This is a genomic window from Vibrio limimangrovi (assembly GCF_054064025.1).
Window position 1 is genome coordinate 47,070 of the sequence record NZ_JBSUGF010000012.1, and the last position, 16,576, is coordinate 63,645.

At 47.0% G+C, this 16,576-nt stretch carries 14 protein-coding genes; 7 read left to right on the top strand and 7 right to left on the bottom strand.

Annotated elements, in window-relative coordinates; genetic code table 11:
• Positions 1–40: 40 nt before the first annotated feature.
• Together gorA and ACWYU8_RS16865 are read right to left on the bottom strand one after the other, a co-directional pair.
• Positions 41–1,414: a glutathione-disulfide reductase gene (gene gorA / locus ACWYU8_RS16860; protein WP_457520891.1), complete on the bottom strand. Its 1,374-nt coding sequence runs from the start codon at positions 1,412–1,414 to the stop codon at positions 41–43.
• A 260-nt stretch (positions 1,415–1,674) separates the two neighbouring features.
• Complete coding sequence (locus ACWYU8_RS16865) at positions 1,675–2,514, bottom strand: 23S rRNA (adenine(2030)-N(6))-methyltransferase RlmJ (protein WP_457520892.1); 840 nt, start codon at positions 2,512–2,514, stop codon at positions 1,675–1,677.
• 411 nt (positions 2,515–2,925) lie between these two features.
• On the opposite strand from ACWYU8_RS16865, the gene prlC reads away from it, so the two are divergent.
• Positions 2,926–4,968, top strand: a complete 2,043-nt coding sequence (prlC, locus tag ACWYU8_RS16870; RefSeq protein ID WP_457520893.1) for an oligopeptidase A — start codon at positions 2,926–2,928, stop codon at positions 4,966–4,968.
• Between the two features lie 226 nt (positions 4,969–5,194).
• Here the strand turns inward: prlC and asnC are convergent, their stop codons facing one another.
• A complete protein-coding gene (asnC, locus tag ACWYU8_RS16875; RefSeq protein ID WP_457520894.1) occupies positions 5,195–5,659 on the bottom strand; it encodes a transcriptional regulator AsnC in 465 nt (154 codons plus the stop codon).
• 135 nt (positions 5,660–5,794) lie between these two features.
• Between asnC and ACWYU8_RS16880 the strand changes: the two genes are divergently transcribed.
• On the top strand, positions 5,795–6,574 hold the full coding sequence (locus ACWYU8_RS16880) for a class I SAM-dependent methyltransferase (protein ID WP_457520895.1): 780 nt from the start codon (positions 5,795–5,797) through the stop codon (positions 6,572–6,574).
• Between the two features lie 182 nt (positions 6,575–6,756).
• Positions 6,757–7,329, top strand: coding sequence for a hypothetical protein (locus ACWYU8_RS16885; protein WP_457520896.1), 573 nt, complete (start codon positions 6,757–6,759; stop codon positions 7,327–7,329).
• Positions 7,330–7,385: 56 nt separating this feature from the next.
• On the opposite strand, the gene ACWYU8_RS16890 is transcribed toward ACWYU8_RS16885, so the two are convergent.
• Positions 7,386–8,264, bottom strand: coding sequence for a carboxylate/amino acid/amine transporter (locus ACWYU8_RS16890; RefSeq protein ID WP_457520897.1), 879 nt, complete (start codon positions 8,262–8,264; stop codon positions 7,386–7,388).
• Positions 8,265–8,328: 64 nt separating this feature from the next.
• The gene (gene uspA / locus ACWYU8_RS16895; RefSeq protein WP_457520898.1) at positions 8,329–8,754 is read right to left on the bottom strand and encodes a universal stress protein UspA; all 426 of its coding nucleotides are present in this window, start codon (positions 8,752–8,754) and stop codon (positions 8,329–8,331) included.
• Positions 8,755–8,910: 156 nt separating this feature from the next.
• Between uspA and ftnA the strand changes: the two genes are divergently transcribed.
• From ftnA to ACWYU8_RS16910, 3 genes are all read left to right on the top strand, one after another.
• Positions 8,911–9,438 carry a non-heme ferritin gene (gene ftnA, locus ACWYU8_RS16900; protein ID WP_457520899.1) on the top strand — a complete coding sequence of 176 codons (528 nt, stop codon included), beginning with the start codon at positions 8,911–8,913 and terminating at the stop codon, positions 9,436–9,438.
• A gap of 92 nt (positions 9,439–9,530) precedes the next feature.
• Entirely contained in the window at positions 9,531–9,854 is a 324-nt protein-coding gene (gene uspB / locus ACWYU8_RS16905; protein ID WP_444495587.1) for a universal stress protein UspB, read from the top strand.
• Between the two features lie 150 nt (positions 9,855–10,004).
• Positions 10,005–11,198, top strand: a complete 1,194-nt coding sequence (locus ACWYU8_RS16910; protein WP_457520900.1) for an NAD(P)/FAD-dependent oxidoreductase — start codon at positions 10,005–10,007, stop codon at positions 11,196–11,198.
• Between the two features lie 159 nt (positions 11,199–11,357).
• Here ACWYU8_RS16910 and ACWYU8_RS16915 read toward each other — a convergent pair whose 3' ends face one another.
• Together ACWYU8_RS16915 and ACWYU8_RS16920 are read right to left on the bottom strand one after the other, a co-directional pair.
• Complete coding sequence (locus ACWYU8_RS16915) at positions 11,358–13,811, bottom strand: EAL domain-containing protein (protein WP_457520901.1); 2,454 nt, start codon at positions 13,809–13,811, stop codon at positions 11,358–11,360.
• Between the two features lie 161 nt (positions 13,812–13,972).
• The gene (locus ACWYU8_RS16920; protein WP_457520902.1) at positions 13,973–14,875 is read right to left on the bottom strand and encodes a DMT family transporter; all 903 of its coding nucleotides are present in this window, start codon (positions 14,873–14,875) and stop codon (positions 13,973–13,975) included.
• A 168-nt stretch (positions 14,876–15,043) separates the two neighbouring features.
• Here ACWYU8_RS16920 and rmuC point away from each other — a divergent pair, with 168 nt between their 5' ends.
• Complete coding sequence (gene rmuC / locus ACWYU8_RS16925; RefSeq protein ID WP_457520903.1) at positions 15,044–16,576, top strand: DNA recombination protein RmuC; 1,533 nt, start codon at positions 15,044–15,046, stop codon at positions 16,574–16,576.

Genomic DNA, 16,576 nt, shown 5'->3' on the forward strand with positions numbered 1-16,576 from the left:
TTTCCAGATTTATTTATGTGTGTAAGATGTTTTTCCTACACTAACCCGTCATGGTAACAAACTCTTCTGAACCAGTAGGGTGAATAGCTACTACTGAGTCGAAGTCTGCTTTTGTCGCGCCCATCTTCATTGCTACGCCGAAGCCCTGAATCATTTCGTCAACCGTGAAGCCGATGCCGTGCAGGCCAACTACCGTTTCTTCTTCACCAGCACATACCAGTTTCATCTTACATGGCTGACGGTGTTTCGTTACCGCGGTGTACATTGCTGTGAAGCCGGATTTGTACACTTTCACGTTGTCTTCGCCGTATTTTGCGATTGCTTCTGGTTCAGTCAGACCGATGGTACCGATTGGTGGGTGGCTGAATACAACCGTCGGAACTAAGTCGTAATCCATCTTCGCGTTTGGCTTGTTGTTGAACAGACGCTCAGATAGCTGGCGACCTGCTTTAACCGCTACTGGCGTTAGCTCGATACCACCTTCCATGATGTCACCTACACAGTAGATGCCTTTCACGTTAGTTTCCTGGTATTCGTCTACCTTGATGTAGCCTTTGTCGTTGGTTGCAACGCCAGTTGACGCCAGATTGATTGCGTCCGTTGCTGGGTGACGGCCGATTGCCCAGATTAGCTGGTCAACGTTTTGGCTCTCGCCGTTTTCCAGATGCAGAGTCAGGCTGCCGTCTGCTTCTTTTACCACTTCTTTTGGAATTGAGTGCGTATGCAGTCTTGGACCTTCAGCGTCCATCACTTCAACCAAGGTCTCGATGATCATTGGATCGAAGCTACGTAGCGGCGATTCTTTACGTACGAACAAGTGCGTTTCCGTACCTAGTGCGTGTAGTACGCCTGCGATCTCAACCGCGATGTAGCCTGCACCAACAACCGCTACGCGTTTTGGTTGCTCAGCCAGGTCGAAGAAGCCATTTGAATCGATGCCGTATTCTGCGCCCGGGATGTTTGGAATCGTTGGACGACCACCGACTGCGATCAGGATGTGATCCGCTGTGTAGTGTTCACCGTTTACTTCAACGGTTTTCTCGTCTATGCCTTCCCCTGAAACAAAGCGCGCAAAGCCTCTGATGACATTGACTTTATTGTTGCCTAGAACACGATCGTAAGATTCGTGGATTCGACCAATGTAGGCTTGGCGACTCTCTACCAGTTTGCTCCAGTCGAAACCTTTCACGTCGACATCAAACCCGTAATCTGCAGCGTATAGGTTCATTGCTTCTGCGATTTGCGCACCATGCCACATCACTTTCTTTGGTACACAACCTACGTTTACACAGGTGCCACCAAGATCTTGTGCTTCAATCAGCGCTACTTTCGCGCCGTACATAGCCGCACGGTTTGCAGATGCGATGCCGCCACTGCCGCCACCAATACAGATATAGTCAAAATGAGTCGCCATTACTTTCTCCAAGAGCGTATGAATTTCTGGTTAACAGATACATTGGGGTAATGAGATGTTAACTCAATATCGCCGCAACATTTTGTTAAGAATGTTTACCTATGATAAATCGAATCTTGCCAATTGCTAAATGGGAAAAAACGACAATGCTTATGACAAATAGCGATGAGAGGCACAAAAATGAGGATATATGTGTTGAGAAGAGTAAAGAAAAGCGCAGCGAATAATCGCTGCGCTCAGGTATTTCAGTGGAGTAAACGTTACTCTGGCACAATCCAGTCGACTTTCCAGTGACCCGTCGCCGGGGCGATCGCTTCTTGCAGGAACGGCAGAATCTCTTTCATCTGGCTTTCCAGTTTCCATGGCGGGTTAATCACAATCATGCCCGATGCTGTCATGCCGCGCTCGTTGGTGTCGGGAGATACGCCAAGCTCAATTTGCAGAATCTTGCGAATACCCAGTGCTTCTAAGCCTTCGATCATGTCGTCGATGTCGAGTCGGCTAACAACCGGATACCAAATCGCGTAGATGCCGGTCGCCCAACGTTTGTGGCTTTGGTAAATTGCCTGCACCACATCACGGTACTCTTTGGCTAGTTCATACGGCGGGTCAATCAGCACCAAACCACGGCGTTCTTGTGGCGGCAAACTCGCTTTCAAGCGTTGGAAACCATCTTCTTTATAGATGCTTACCTGACGATCGCGGTCGAACTCTTGCTCCAGCAGAGGGTGATCCGCAGGGTGCAGTTCCGTTAATACCATTCGGTCTTGCTCGCGGATTTGAGCACGCGCAACACGCGGTGAGCCCGGGTAGTAACGCAACGTATCGCCGTTATTAAGCGCTTTGATGGCATCGATGTAGCTCTTTATGTCTTCAGGAATGTTCGGGTTATCCCAGATTCGTGCGATGCCTTGTTTGTATTCGCCGGTTTTTTCAGACCACTCGTGAGTCAGATCGTAACGGCCCACACCCGAGTGGGTATCGTGATAAACGAATGGCTTATCTTTTTGTTTCAGCGCATCAAGGATGAGGCTTTGAACGATGTGTTTTACCACGTCAGCATGGTTGCCTGCGTGGAAGCTGTGGCGGTAACTTAACAAATTAAACTCTCGAAACACTCTTTGACTGAGTGTGGTCTGTGATTTCAGATACAATAAATTTTGCAATATTGGGCGTATTATACCCGAGTCGTTTAAAGATGCAGAGTATGCTTTCGGCTTTGCTCAAAGAATAGTCTTATCACTATTGAAATATCTTTAAATCACCCATACTTACTAAATATTGAACCTAAGTGAGAGTGCGTACTCCAATAGTGCGAAACACCTATAGAGTAAAAGCCTCACTTAGGCATTACCAGACTCAAGGACAGAGTTGCTCTCGTTGACCCAAGTGGTCTTCGCTGCATAGAGAAGGGGAACGGATATCCCTCCATCCATGTTATTGGCTTCCTGCGCCTTGAGTTGACCTATTTTATAGGTAGTCACAAAGCCAAAACACAAAAGGAATTATTCATGTCTAATCCACTTCTGACGTTTACGGATCTGCCTCCGTTTTCGCAAATTAAACCAGAACACGTCAAACCTGCGATTGAGCAGGCGATAGCGGATTGCCGCGCCAAAGTTGAAGAGGTGTTGAAAGATAACGCGCATCCAACTTGGGCAAGCATCATTGCGCCGATGGAAGAAACAGACGACCGTCTGAGCCGCATCTGGTCGCCAGTTGGTCATATTAACTCAGTCGTAAACAGCGAAGCACTGCGTGAAGCCTACGAAAGTTGTCTGCCTATTCTATCTGAGTACGGCACTTGGGTTGGTCAGCACAAAGGCTTGTACGAAGCGTACAAAGCGATCAAAGCCAGTGACGAGTTTGCGACGCTGACTCGCGCGCAGCAAAAAACGATTACCGATGCGTTGCGTGACTTTGAGTTATCTGGTATCGGACTTCCTGCTGGTGAGCAGCACCGCTACGGTGAAATCAGCAAGCGTATGTCTGAGCTGGGCTCTAAATTCTCCAATAACGTGTTAGATGCCACCATGGGCTGGACTAAACACATTACGGATGAGAAAGAGTTAGCAGGTATGCCTGAGTCTGCGCTGGCAGCAGCAAAAGCAGCGGCAGAAGCGAAAGAGCTTGATGGCTACCTAATCACATTGGATATTCCTTCTTACCTGCCAGTGATGACGTACTGTGATAATCAGGCACTACGTCAGGAAGTGTATGAAGCGTACGTTACTCGTGCGTCTGATCGTGGTCCGAATGCAGGTAAATGGGACAACAGCGAAATCATTACAGAGCAGCTAAAACTGCGTCACGAAATCGCACGTATGCTGGGCTTCAACACTTTTAGTGAGAAGTCTCTGGCGACCAAAATGGCAGAAACCACGGATCAGGTTCTCGGCTTCCTGAACGATCTTGCTACCCGTGCTAAACCACAAGGTGAGCGCGAGATTGAAGAGCTGCGTCAATTCACGAAAAGCGAGTTCGGTATCGAAGAGCTGAACGTGTGGGATATCGCTTACTACAGCGAGAAGCAAAAACAGCATTTGTTCCAAATCTCAGATGAAGAGCTGCGTCCTTACTTCCCTGAATCTAAGGTTGTGAGTGGTCTGTTTGAAGTGCTAAACCGTGTGTTTGGCATGACAGTGAAAGAGCGTGAAGGCGTGGACACATGGCATAAGTCAGTTCGTTTCTTCGATATCTTTGATGCAGAAGATACGCTTCGCGGTAGCTTTTACTTAGACCTTTACGCACGTGAGCACAAACGTGGTGGTGCGTGGATGGATGACTGTCGTGGTCGTCGTATTACGCAAACTGGCGAGCTACAAACGCCAGTGGCTTACCTGACCTGTAACTTCAACCGTCCGGTTGGCGATAAGCCAGCACTGTTTACCCACGATGAAGTGGTAACACTATTCCACGAATTTGGTCACGGTATTCACCACATGCTGACGCAAGTGGATACGGGTGCGGTATCTGGCATTAACGGTGTGCCTTGGGATGCGGTTGAGCTGCCAAGTCAGTTCCTAGAAAACTGGTGCTGGGAAGAAGAAGCACTGGCGTTTATTTCTGGTCATTACGAAACCGGAGAGCCTCTGCCAAAAGAGATGCTGGAGAAAATGCTGGCAGCGAAGAACTTCCAGTCAGCGATGGGCATTCTACGTCAGTTAGAGTTCGGTCTGTTCGACTTCACACTGCACACTGAATATGATCCTGACGTGGGTGCGCGTGTGTTGGAAACTTTAGCTGAAGTGAAGCAGAAAGTTGCCGTTGTTCCTGCTGTTGAGTGGGCGCGTTTTTCACACAGCTTTAGCCACATTTTTGCTGGTGGTTACAGCGCGGGTTATTACAGCTACCTATGGGCAGAAGTGCTCTCTTCGGATGCATTCTCACGCTTTGAAGAGGAAGGTATCTTTAACAAAGACACTGGCCAGAGCTTCCTGAACAACATCCTGGAGATGGGTGGCAGTGAAGAGCCGATGGAGCTGTTCAAACGCTTCCGGGGCCGTGAACCGAAAATTGATGCTCTGCTGCGTCATTCTGGTATCGCAGCGTAAGCGTTAAGATAATCTTCAGATCAATGCCGTTCACTTAATCGTGAACGGCATCTACAAATAACCCCCGTCATCCTGGACAGCGACGAAGGAGCGTGATTCAGGATCTTCTTTCCTAGCACTTTGTTGTTAAAGCTTTTTCTAACACTTTTCAGCACGCTTCTATTAGATTCCTAGTCTCGCTATGGCTCGCTGGAATGACGTAGGTAGAAAACTACATAATCCAGAACTATGGATTGACGTTGCGGTTGATTGGGTTTTGCAACGAGATTAAGGTCTCAGTGGACTGCACTTCATCAATCGCCTGAAGCTTGTCGATAAGGACATATTGCAGCTCTTCAATCGACTTACACATCAGTTTGACGAAGATGTTATACGCGCCGGTGGTGTAATAGGCCTCAACCACTTCGTCGAGCGCGTTGAGTTTTTCGAGTGCAGAGTGGTAGTCACGAGCCGCGTTAAGGTTGATACCGATAAAACAACACACATCGTAACCCAGCTTTTTGGTATTGACGATAACCTCTGTACCCTCAATGATCTCAGCCGACTTCATTTTCTCAATCCGCACGTGAATCGTGGCAGGGCTGACATCGAACTGTTTGGCCATTTCTGCATAAGGTGTTCTGGCGTCGGTCATCAATGTTTTTAAGATTGCGCGATCGAGTTCATCAAGTTTTGGCATGCTCGCAGTCATACAATTCGTTCCGTAGGGTATGAGATTAGTGGTTAATTCTATACTTATCCGCTCAGCTTCGTACAGTTACTGCAAGAAAGCCAGTAGTGAGGTAAACTCAGCGCCAGTTACCGCGATTTTTATTGGAGCCTCCTTTTGCAACTGCAATTGATTTGTGAAGACCCATCTCGACAGCCTCATCTTGATGAACTTGCTGCTCGCTGGCAGCTGTCCCATTCTGACGACAGTGACTTTGCTTTGGTGCTGACTGCTGAGCAATTAGAGTTGCGCAAAGTTGATGAGCCCAAGCTGGGTGCCATTTATGTCGATTTGATTGGCGGAGCGGTTGGGCATCGTCGTAAATTTGGCGGCGGCAAAGGTCAGGCAATCGCAAAAGCAGCAGGTCTGAATAAGGGCGCAACGCCGACCGTTCTGGATGGCACTGCGGGTTTGGGAAGAGACGCATTTGTACTGGCTTCTTTGGGCTGTAAGGTGCAGATGGTTGAGCGTCACCCAGTGGTTGCTGCACTGTTGGATGACGGTTTGGCTAGGGCAAAACAGGATCCTGAAATCGGTGCCTGGGTGTCGGAGCGAATGTCGTTGATTCATGCCTCAAGTCATGATGCATTGGAGCAACTGGCGCAAGACAGTAACTTTGTGAGACCAGATGTGGTGTACCTTGATCCGATGTACCCGCACCCGGAAAACAAAAAGAAATCTGCCTTAGTGAAGAAAGAAATGCGCGTATTCCAGTCTTTGGTTGGTGGGGATTTGGACGCGGATGATCTATTGGAACCTGCAATGGCATTGGCAACTAAGCGTGTGGTGGTCAAACGTCCGGATTATGCCAATTGGTTACATGACAAAAAGCCAAGCATGGCGATAGAAACCAAAAAAAATCGTTTTGACGTGTATGTCAAAGCCTCTATGGCGTAACTTCCTGACTCTCCATATTTTTTGTCACAGCGCTTTTGTCGCGCTGTGATCTTGCCTTCTTTTCCCCACTCCAATTGATAGTTTTCACTTGCTAATCAGGCATACTGACTGTATATCTAAGTAAGAATTATTATTATTTCATGTCTTGATGAAGTTATTCTTAAGCTAGCTGGAGTCGTAGTATGGCTAAACGCCTATGTAAAATGAACCGCAAACAGATTGCGTCTAATCTTGGTGATATTCACCGCTTGGTGGTGGCGCCGAAATTTGTCTGCCGTTCGTGCGCGCGCTCTTCAGCGGAGAAAAACACATTGTGTAAGCCTGCCGCTATCCCGCCGCAAGCTTGCCAGACCAAACCACTCCATGAGCAACAAGCGTGCGGTCTTCTGTCGGAAGCGTTACCCGCAGAGCCGATTGCGGTCACTCCAGAGCAAAGCGCAGAAAAAGCGGCGATCGTTAAACGTGTGGTGGAAAGAGTGAAAGAGAAAAAACTGGCAGCCAAAGCAGTCGCGCCAGTGGCTCTGAAAGCCCCAACATTGTTTGACTTGGCGGATAAAAAAGCGCTTAAGAAGGCAAGAAAGGCGCTTAAAAAGCAGTACAAGCAGCAGAAGAAGTTGCTAAAAGTGGCGAAGAAGCAGCAAAAACTACTCAAACGCCAGCGAAAACTGGAAAAACGCAACGCCAAACTGGAAGTGCTCTTACCAACGCCACTCAACGTTTTTATGAGCGAAAGCCAGCAAGCCAAGGTGCATTAATCGAAAAAAACGCTCTCGAATCTGAGAGCGTTTTTTATTATCGCTATAAATGGCGGTTACTTATTCGCGTAGCTCATTTCAACACGCTTTTTCACCCAGGTTTCGTTGACCCAAAGCGAGAACAGGATGATTGCTCCGCCAATCGCCAAACGAGTAATGTCGACGTCGCGGTTCCAAATCACGATATTCACAATCAAACCTGCCGGCACCAAAGCATTGTTCATCACCGCAAGCGCGCCTGCATTCACTATGGTCGCGCCTTTGTTCCAGGCGAAGTAACCAAAGCCAGATGCGATCAAGCCAAGGTAAGTCAGAATCCCCCACTGAGTCGCAGTGGTTGGCAGTTTGTCTAAGTTGCCCATCAACGCAAACGCAACCGTTGCGACGCAGAGTGCGCCAAGGTAGAAATAACCAAACACGGTATGCTGCGGCAGATCGACAGGCTCATTTTCCATGATGTATTTGTAACCCACCTGACCGATGGCAAAGCAGAGGTTAGCGCCTTGTACGACTAAAAAGCCCAGCAGGAAGTTTTCATTGATGCCTGCAAACTTAATCCATGCGGCTCCCACAACAGCAATCAATGCCGTGACCAAATACCAAGGTGAAAAACGACCTTTAAGTAAGTCATAAATCAGCGTGACGTAGATAGGCGTGAATACCGTGAACAGCAGGACTTCCGGAACCGAAAGGAGCAAGAAAGACTGGTAGTAGAAGCAATACATCAAACCGAGCTGGAAGCCGCCGACGATCATCAATTTTGCGATCAGCGATTTGCTTACCCCACGGAATTTCAGGAAAGGGATAAATACGATGCTGGCAAGTGCCACGCGCATAAACACCGAAAACCAGGAATCAACCTGACCAGCAAGATAGACACCGATCAGGCTGAATGAAAATGCCCAAAGCAGGGTGACTGCAGATAGATAAGCCATAGATGAGAACTTTTATCAGTAACAAATATGCCCGCAGTCTAACCAAGTTTTATCAAAGCGCCAATCAGTCTTTTAGCGGTATGACCAGCATATCGACGGGTGAGCGGTTAATCAGTTGGCGTGTCGCAGATAGAATCTTGCTCCAAAAATCTTGATGGTGCCCACAGACAACCAGATCAATATTGTAATCTTGGATGGTATCGCACAGCTCATTACTCAAATCACCACTGCCGACTAACGTGTGGGCGATTGGATACTCGGCGAATTCTGCAAAGTTTGCTAATTGCGTGCGAGAGGCTTCCATGGCTTGATGTTGGGCTTCGGCCATATTGATATCGATAAGCCCGGTGTAGAGCTCAGCATAGTTCACATCGATGTGCATGAAAGAGACTTTCGCATCCAGAGGTTTCGCCAGCGATACGGCTTTCTTAATCAACACTTTACTGTCATCTGACAGATCGACTGCCACAAGTATGTGTTTGTAACTCATATTGCTATCTCCTTGGTAAGGTCATAGTTTCAGATTAGCATTAAGCCCTAATAAATTTTGCTGAAGTGATCTCATATCAAAAGTGTAGGTACAAAGTCATAAACTGCTAATCATGTTATAGTTGTATGAAACGCATGAATTGAAATAGGAGTTAACATGCTGTCTCAAACTATGGTCGAACAATTGAATGAGCAAATTAACCTAGAATTTTTCTCATCCAATCTATACTTACAAATGAGTGCTTGGTGTGAAGACAAAGGTTTTGAAGGCGCCGCTCAGTTTCTACGCGTTCACGCTGTAGAAGAGATGGAGCACATGCAACGCCTTTTCACCTATGTAAGTGAAACTGGCTCAATGCCGATTCTGGGCGCGATTGATGCACCGAAGCATGATTTTGCGAGCCTGGGTGATGTTTTCCGTGAGACATATGAACATGAACAAATGATCACGGAACAAATCAACAAGTTGGCGCACGTCGCATTTACAAGCCAAGATTACTCAACGTTTAACTTCCTGCAGTGGTACGTGGCTGAACAGCACGAAGAAGAGAAGTTATTTAAAGGGATTTTAGATAAGATCGAATTGGTTGGTGAAGATGGTAAAGCGTTGTTCTTCATCGATAAAGATCTGGCACAAATGGCGAAAGAAGGTTCATCTTCAATCATGGATGCTCCAGCTGCATAATGCGTTCCCCAGCGCAATAACGTAGCGGTTAAAAGACGTAGCAGTGATCGTCTTTTTCTCTTGAGCATTGTTGAAGGTGTAGGGAGGAAAAGATGATCAGTGGAGACACAATCTTATTTGCGCTAATGGTAGTAACCGGAGTCAATATGATCCGTTATCTCACCACTCTTCGTTCTTTAATTCACATCATGCGTGAAGCGCATCCGCTGTTGTATCAGCAGGTGGATGGCAATGGGTTTTTTACGACGCATGGAAATGTCACTAAACAGGTGCGTTTGTTCCACTACATTAAAAGTAAAGAGTATCATCATCACCATGATGAGATATTCACCAGTAAGTGTGAACGTGTACGTGAGCTGTTTGTCCTTTCCACTGCCTTACTCGGTGTGACTCTACTCGCGGCCTTTATCCTTTAGGTTTGGGCAATGAAAGGCGTTTTGGTGATGCTTGGAATTTAAGCGCTTTTCCCGGAAAACATTTCTCGGTAGAATGTCGCCTAAAGAAAGCAAGGATGTGCAATTAGCACATCCTTTTTTATTTGGTTTCACTAGGTATAAGAGTTACCGATGAGTAAGAAGTTTGATGTTGTAGTAATTGGCGCGGGCGCTGCGGGTTTGATGTGTGCGGCAGAAGCAGGCAAGCGAGGCCGTAGTGTGTTAGTGCTCGATCATGCTAAAAAGCCGGGTCGAAAAATTCTTATTTCTGGTGGCGGTCGCTGTAACTTCACCAACTATGATGTGTCGGCGAATAACTACTTATGCCAAAATGCTCACTTCGTAAAATCGGCGCTGTCGCAATACACCAACTGGGATTTCATCTCAATGGTTAGCAAGCATGGTATCGAGTTTGAAGAACGCGATCATGGTCAGCTGTTCTGTGTGGACGCATTTACCGCTAAAGACATCGTAAAAATGTTGCTGGCTGAATGTGATATGCCAAATATTCAGCAAAGTTACCAATGTGACGCCCACTCAATCGAGCAAATGGACTCTGGTTTCAGACTGCATGCCGGTACTGAAGTCGTCGAGTGTGATTCTTTGGTTATTGCCACTGGCGGTTTGTCGATGCCAAAGCTGGGCGCGACGCCATTTGGCTATAAGGTTGCGGAGCAGTTTGGCATCCCCGTGATTCCAACCACAGCAGGATTGGTACCTTTTACCCTGCATAAGGAAGACAAAGAGGACTTCGCTGAACTGTCTGGTATTGCAGTACCTGCGGAAATCACCGCAGAAGACGGCACTATGTTCAAAGAAGCGTTGCTTTTCACTCACCGTGGTTTATCCGGTCCGTCCGTTTTGCAGATTTCTTCGTTCTGGCGAGCAGGACAAAAGGTCTCAATCAATCTGGTACCGAACGAGGATATTACGGTATTACTTGAGCGCAGCCGTGAGAAACATCCAAATCAATCTTTGAAGAACACACTGGCGAAAGTACTACCAAAACGGTTAGTGGAAGTGTTGATTGAACGCAAAGAGCTAACCGACAAACCGCTTAAGCAGTTTAATCCCAAAGAACTGTCAGACGTTGTAGCGCGTTTAGAAAACTGGAACGTTGCGCCCAACGGCACTGAAGGTTACCGAACCGCAGAAGTGACGCTTGGCGGTGTGGATACTGACCATCTGTCGTCAAAAACGATGGAGTGTAAAAATATCAAAGGCTTGTACTTTATCGGTGAAGTCATGGACGTGACGGGTTGGTTAGGCGGCTACAACTTCCAGTGGTGTTGGAGCTCCGGTTTCGTTGCTGGCCAGTGGGTGTAGTCATGTTTTGGCTGAGTACTGGTTAATCTCAGTCAAAATTTCAAAGTGACATGGATTCTTTAGGGCATGTGACTTTGGTTGGAAAATCATTGCTTGAAGCCTCCGATGAAATAAGACTTCATCTCATCAGAGGCTATTTTATTTTAGATAGATATCCAACTAACCGAATAGCGCTTCAGGATTTACGGAGGGACTGAATAAGAACCCCTGCCCGTATATACAGCCTTTTTCTGACAGGTATTGCGCCTGCTCCTTGGTCTCAATCCCTTCTGCAACGACTTTAAGTGATAAGGTTTGACCCATAGCAATGATGGCATTAACGATAGCATTGCTGTCGTCGTTGCTTGGCAGGTCACTGACAAAAGAACGGTCAATTTTCAGTTTGTTGATTGGTAAACCTTTCAGGTAAGACAGAGAGGAGTAGCCCGTCCCAAAGTCATCCAGAGAGACTTCTATGCGCAATCCCCGAAGTTTATTCAATGCAGCTATGGCTTGAAGTGGATCAATCAGCAAGAAACTCTCAGTGATTTCGATCTCTAAATGGCGCGCAGGAAAGCCAGTTTCCTTAAGTATCATCCCAAGTCGATCAATAAAGTTTGATTGCTGTAACTGCAGGGCGGAGACGTTAACGGCCATTTTGCCGAATTTAATGCCAGAAGCCAGCCAGGATTGACCTTGCACACAAGCTTGCTTGAGTACCCATTCTCCGATGCTTTGGATAAGTCCCGTTTTTTCTGCAATTGGAATAAAATCAGCAGGGGACACCAAACCAAACTCAGGGTGTTGCCAGCGCAGCAGGGCTTCCACACCAACGATGGTGTTCTGCTCCAGATTGTATTGGGGTTGATATTCCAAACGCAGTTGCTGTTTCTCTATTGCCTGATGCAATGCCGATTGAATGCGCACGTGTGAAATGGACTTGTCGGTCAGATCAGGTGAGTAAAATGCGTAGCCATTTCGCCCATTCATCTTAGCCAGGTACATGGCGGTATCGGCATTTTTCAGCAGCGTTTCGCTGTCTTGCCCATCGGTTGGATACAGTGCAATCCCAATACTTGCCGAAACACGCAGTGATTCATGACTGGCGAGATTAAACGGCTGATGGAAGACACCTAGTATGCTATCCACTGTCTCAATCAAAGCGACATCACTTTGGGTCTCTGGAAGAATAATCACAAATTCGTCGCCGCTGATACGAGCTACGTGGGCATTGAGATGTAAGGTGTCTTGCAGGCGTACTGCCAGTTTGGCCAGCAATTGATCGCCGCAAAAATGCCCCATGCTGTCATTGATGTGTTTAAAGTGATCAATATCTAAAAACAGCGTGGCAAAGCCTTGCTGGCTTTTCTGACCTGTTTCGATGTGTTGCTCGAGCAGTCCAAGCAAATGCGTTCGATTGGGCAGATTGGTCAATGGGTCATAAAACGCCATCCGTTGCAGTTTTTCTTCATGTGCTTTGCGCACCGAGATATCTTCAAATACACAGATATAGTTAATCAACTGGTCTTTGTCGTCCATTACCGCACTGATGGTGGCAAGTTGAGGGTAGAAACTGCCATCTTTCTTTCGATTGATGAACTCGCCCTTCCATTGCCCCTGAGTTTCGAGCTGATGCCACAACGTTTTATAAAAGCTGGAATCATGATGGCCTGATTGGAGAAGCTTTGGCGTTTGGTTAATCACTTCTTCTAAGCTATAGCCCGTGATGTGGGTAAAAGCGGCGTTGACATCAATGATGTTGGCTTCGCTGTTGGTGATGATCATGCCTTCTTGCGAGTTATTGAAGATCTTGGCTGCCAGAGTGAGCTGTGTCTCAACATACTTTCTGCGCGTGATATTGCGCGTCATGCCTAATACGCCAATCAAGTCACCAGTTTGATTACGCACTGGTGACTTGATGGTTTCTAACCACGTTGAACTGTTGTTTTTATCAATTTGTCGGCACTCTTCAACAATGTATTGGTTACCAGTTTCGACCACGGACAAGTCGGCATTGATGAACTTTGCGGCGCGTTGTTCGCAGAAAAGGTCAAAATCGTTTTTGCCGATGATCTCCTGATTGGTTTTCTGCCAGGCTTCTTCAACACTTCGGTTGGTCATGGCATACAGGCCATCTGTGCCTTTAATCCAAATATGGTCTTCAAGGCAGTCGATAAACTCTTGTAGTGTTGGCAGTGGATTTTGAATCTGTTCACATCGCTGGGGGCGTTCTATCTCTTGTTGGTAGTGCTGACTGACATCAAAACTGAACCGGCCTGCAAGTGCACTCAACCATGCAGTGATAGTGCGGTTTTCATCGTTGGAATATGTCAATGCAACGGCGGCGAACAGTTCACCGTTAGGCAACCACAGTGGGCAAATACTGATGCTCTGTTGGCCTAAAGCGGTACTTATTGCTTCAAACCGTGTTGGAGTAAATTGCGCGGCGAACTGCTCAATGACAGGGCTAATTGCGTTGTGGCTTTGTGGTGAGGTTGATACCTCAGTCGGTAGCCATTGCGCGGTGTCGCTAAAGGCGTAAAGTTGCCCCTGCGCAAGATTGGCATCACAGCACTGCTGAAGGGCGAGTTGCCAATCTGTCAACAAAGAAGATGGAATTGAGAAGCGAAACATAATGAGTACGGTATCCTGGAACGCCCAGCGATGTGTTTATAAAAAAATATAGCCTAATTAGCTATTAGGCAGTGGCTGTATCGTATCCGACCATCAAATAATTCCAAGCAGTAGAAGACGCGTTAGATCATAAAAATGCTATTTGATAACGTTTTTCATCGCTATACATTCGCTGTTTTCGCTTTTTTGCTGAATGTCACCTGCTGGATGACCAGCCCTGTAATGATCAGTATCAGACCCACCAAGGTTGAAGGATGGATGTGTTCACCAATAATGGTCGCCAGCAACAACAGAGAAATAAACGGTGAGGCAAAAATCAGATTGCTGATCCGCGCAGTATTCTGCGTCGATTTGAGCGCGCTTAACCAAAGAACGAAAGTGATCCCCATTTCAAACAGACCGACATAAGTGACCGCAGCCCAGCCTTTGACCGAGACGCTCTCCCAGCTTGCCCCTTCGTAGATGCTCAACGCGATGGTAAAAGGAATCGCAACCAGGAAACCAAGCAGCACTCCAATCACTGGATCCGCTTTGTTTTTCGTATTGAGAATCCAGTAACCAGCCCACAACAACGTTGAGAGCAGGGCCAAGCCGACACCGAGTGGGCTTTCGAACTCCATACCCAGCACATGGCCCTTAGTGGCAATGACAATCACGCCTAAATAACTAAATGCACACGCAATCCAGTCCTTTTTGCGAATTTTCTGCCCGAGAAAAACTGCCGCCATTAATGTCAGTGTGATCGCCCAGCTGTAGTTGATGGCCTGTGCCTGTGAGGCTGGCAACAAATCATAAGCCTTAAACAGGATCAGGTAGTAGGCCAACGGATTGATAAGTCCAAGCAGCAGGTAATACCAGGGATTAGAAAAAAATGTATTGCCAATCTGGCTCAATTTACCTTGTACGCCACAGATAATAATCAGGGCGATAGCGGAAACGATACTTGCAATACATAACATCTGAATAGGTGTGAACTCAGCTAAAGTGAGCTTAAATGCGGTCGCAACCGTTGACCAAAGTAGTACTGCTGAGAGCCCGAATCCTAGGGCGCGACGCTCATTCATGATGCCTCTGTTTAGTGATCGACGGCTCAGCGACAAGGTTTGAGTGAGCCTAAGAATAATATGTTGAGCAGGTAGTGTATGCGAGGATTTTTCATCCAACAAACTGGACATTTATCCAGTATCTAAATACCATTGTTATAGATATAAAACACAGGCTAACTCGCTATTATGCAATGGATTCTTGAGCACCAATCTCTCATTCTTTCTTCTCTTTGTGCTGCTGCTGCCAGCGGAGTGGCGGTCGGTTGGTGGGTAAAACAACGTCTTGTCACCCAAACTCAGCTTCTCGAACAACAGCTAGCTTCAGAAAAACAGCTTCATCAACAACAACTTGAACAAATCAATCAACGTCTGATCGATGCTCAGCAAGAGTTGGATGAGTTAGACAACGAACGCGATAAGGCCGAGTTCGAAGTGCGTCAGTCCCACGGTAAGTTGATGGCTGCCATGGAGAAACTGCGCTACTTTGAAGCGGTAAAACAAGAGCGCCAACAATATTTTGATCAGCTCGGGCAGATGCGAGAACAAAAATCGCGTCTGGAAACTCAGCTTCGCGAGCAACAAGCGCGTCATGAGCAGATGAATCAATCTAATGCTGAAAAACTGCAAATATTAGAACAGGCCGAAGTGCGTCTGAAGCAGCAATTTGAGCACCTTGCCAACCAGTTATTTGAGGAAAAAACCGCGAAGGTGGATCTGCAAAACCGCCAGAGTCTGGAAGGTCTGCTTTCTCCGCTCAGAGAGCAGTTGGATGGTTTTAAAAAGCAAGTGAATGACAGCTTTAGTCAGGAAGCGAAAGAGCGCCATACTTTGGTTCATGAGTTAAAAAACCTACAGCGTCTAAATGAACAAATGACACGAGAGGCAGTGAATCTGACTCAGGCATTAAAAGGCGACAACAAGCAGCAAGGTAACTGGGGTGAAGTGGTGTTAGCCCGCGTGTTGGCAGAATCTGGGTTGCGTGAAGGGCATGAATACGAAACTCAGGTCAATCTGCAAAATGAAGCAGGAAAGCGTTATCAACCTGATGTGATAGTGCACCTTCCGCAGAACAAACAAGTGGTGGTCGACTCGAAAATGGCGTTGGTGGCGTTTGAGCGTTACTTCAACGCAGAAACGGATACTGAACGAGATCAGGCTCTGAATGCCCACCTTATTGCGCTGCGTGCGCACATCAAAGGTTTGAGCATGAAGGATTATCAAAAGCTCAAAGGCATCCAGAGTCTGGATTATGTGCTGATGTTCATTCCGGTTGAGCCAGCTTTTCAGGTCGCGATTCAGGCCGATCCGAGTTTGGTTAAAGACGCGATGGAGCAGAACATCATTTTGGTCAGTCCGACTACCTTGCTGGTGGCTCTGCGTACGATAGATAATTTGTGGCGCAATGAACGTCAGAATGAAAACGCTAAATTGATCGCCGAGCGTGCGACAAAACTCTATGACAAACTGCGCCTGTTTATTGATGACATGGAAGGTCTGGGCGGCGCGCTGGATAAAGCCAATCAAACTTATCAAGGTGCCATGAATAAACTCGCGACGGGTCGTGGCAACGTGATCCGCCAGGCGGAGAGCTTCAAGCAACTTGGCGTCGAAATTAAACGCCCTATCTCTTCCAATCTCGTGCAATTGGCACAGAGTGAGGCATTTTCTGAAAATGAACGGTTAGTAGAAAGACATCCGGCTGAGGATAAAGTAAACTAA

Excerpts from the sequence above, each read along its gene's own strand:
- gorA (WP_457520891.1), bottom strand. The coding sequence starts at position 1,414 with ATGGCGACTCATTTTGACTATATCTGTATTGGTGGCGGCAGTGGCGGC.
- prlC (WP_457520893.1), top strand. The coding sequence starts at position 2,926 with ATGTCTAATCCACTTCTGACGTTTACGGATCTGCCTCCGTTTTCGCAA.
- asnC (WP_457520894.1), bottom strand. The coding sequence starts at position 5,659 with ATGACTGCGAGCATGCCAAAACTTGATGAACTCGATCGCGCAATCTTA.
- ACWYU8_RS16885 (WP_457520896.1), top strand. The coding sequence starts at position 6,757 with ATGGCTAAACGCCTATGTAAAATGAACCGCAAACAGATTGCGTCTAAT.
- ACWYU8_RS16890 (WP_457520897.1), bottom strand. The coding sequence starts at position 8,264 with ATGGCTTATCTATCTGCAGTCACCCTGCTTTGGGCATTTTCATTCAGC.
- uspA (WP_457520898.1), bottom strand. The coding sequence starts at position 8,754 with ATGAGTTACAAACACATACTTGTGGCAGTCGATCTGTCAGATGACAGT.
- ftnA (WP_457520899.1), top strand. The coding sequence starts at position 8,911 with ATGCTGTCTCAAACTATGGTCGAACAATTGAATGAGCAAATTAACCTA.
- uspB (WP_444495587.1), top strand. The coding sequence starts at position 9,531 with ATGATCAGTGGAGACACAATCTTATTTGCGCTAATGGTAGTAACCGGA.
- ACWYU8_RS16910 (WP_457520900.1), top strand. The coding sequence starts at position 10,005 with ATGAGTAAGAAGTTTGATGTTGTAGTAATTGGCGCGGGCGCTGCGGGT.
- ACWYU8_RS16915 (WP_457520901.1), bottom strand. The coding sequence starts at position 13,811 with ATGTTTCGCTTCTCAATTCCATCTTCTTTGTTGACAGATTGGCAACTC.
- ACWYU8_RS16920 (WP_457520902.1), bottom strand. The coding sequence starts at position 14,875 with ATGAATGAGCGTCGCGCCCTAGGATTCGGGCTCTCAGCAGTACTACTT.
- rmuC (WP_457520903.1), top strand. The coding sequence starts at position 15,044 with ATGCAATGGATTCTTGAGCACCAATCTCTCATTCTTTCTTCTCTTTGT.